We start from the raw sequence: 1,025 nt of genomic DNA, 5'->3' as shown, positions 1-1,025 counted from the left end.
TTTTTGCCGAGACTAAAAGATTGGTAGATAAGGTGACTAAAAAACTGAATAAATCAGGAATAAAATCTGATATGATCCACGGTAACAAGTCACAAAACTACCGAAGCAAAGCACTTGACAAGTTTAAGAAAGGCAATGTACAGGTACTTGTAGCTACCGATGTTGCGGCTAGAGGGATTGATATAAACAATATCACCCATGTGATAAACTATGAGTTGCCTTTAAGCTTTGATAGCTATGTGCACCGTATTGGTCGTACTGGTAGAGCAGGGCAGACAGGTAAGGCATTTACCTTCATAGATTAATTGACAAATAAGAATTTTTAATACACACAAATAATACAATAATGAAACAAGGAACAGTTAAGTTTTTTAACGACAGCAAAGGATTTGGTTTTATCGTAGATTCAGATTCAAAAGAAGATATTTTCGTTCATCAGAGTGGTTTAATCGATGAGATTCGTGAAAACGACAACGTGCAATACGAAACTGAAATGGGAAAAAAAGGAATGAATGCAGTTAATGTAGAGCTAGTTGACTAGTTGCTCATAACTCAATAAAACAAGAAGCCATGCCTGTACGGTATGGCTTTTTTTATGCCAGGGACTTTTCAATAATACCGGAGGCTTCCTGAGCCTGATTTTCAATAAATTGAAGTTCATCAGCTGTAAAAGGTTCTTTTTTTGGCGACCTGGAAGTATAGTTGAGTGTACCCCAAAATTTTTCATTTACATAAATGGGAGTGCCCACATAAGCCCTAAGCTGTGTAGCAAGATATACAGGATGTTGTAGCATTTCGGTGATCTCTGCTACATCTTTATAAGTCATCGTTTTTTTGTTTTTCGCTACGTCTTTACAGTATGTGTCGTATAGCTCAAACTCATCACCCAGTTTTATGCCTTCATAGCGGGAGTCAATAGCAAAAACAGTGTATTTCTCACCTGTAATGTTGCTAATAATGCCCAAATGTAATCCCAGCTTTTCGTTACCTTGGTTTAAAAGTTTATTTAGCTTTTCATTTCTTTT

Annotated in this window: 3 protein-coding genes; 2 read left to right on the top strand and 1 reads right to left on the bottom strand. The window is 36.4% G+C overall.

Annotation, left to right across the window (positions count from 1 at the left end; all coding sequences use genetic code 11):
• The coding region (locus tag E1176_RS00715; RefSeq protein ID WP_185152508.1) for a helicase-related protein at positions 1-305 on the top strand (305 nt) is incomplete at its 5' end.
• A 41-nt stretch (positions 306-346) separates the two neighbouring features.
• Positions 347-541 carry a cold-shock protein gene (locus tag E1176_RS00710; protein ID WP_155208675.1) on the top strand — a complete coding sequence of 65 codons (195 nt, stop codon included), beginning with the start codon at positions 347-349 and terminating at the stop codon, positions 539-541.
• A gap of 52 nt (positions 542-593) precedes the next feature.
• On the opposite strand, the gene E1176_RS00705 is transcribed toward E1176_RS00710, so the two are convergent.
• Positions 594-1,025 (bottom strand): GAF domain-containing protein (locus tag E1176_RS00705; protein WP_155208674.1); only part of this gene is annotated, 432 nt, incomplete at its 5' end.

This window comes from Fulvivirga aurantia, from assembly GCF_009711475.1.
Lineage (GTDB): Bacteria > Bacteroidota > Bacteroidia > Cytophagales > Cyclobacteriaceae > Fulvivirga > Fulvivirga aurantia.
The sequence above is the reverse complement of the archived record's forward strand: the minus strand, read 5'-3'. Positions and strand labels throughout refer to the sequence as shown.

Bases quoted from the DNA above. Each gene is read 5' to 3' on its own strand.
- E1176_RS00710 (WP_155208675.1), top strand. From the start codon at position 347: ATGAAACAAGGAACAGTTAAGTTTTTTAACGACAGCAAAGGATTTGGT.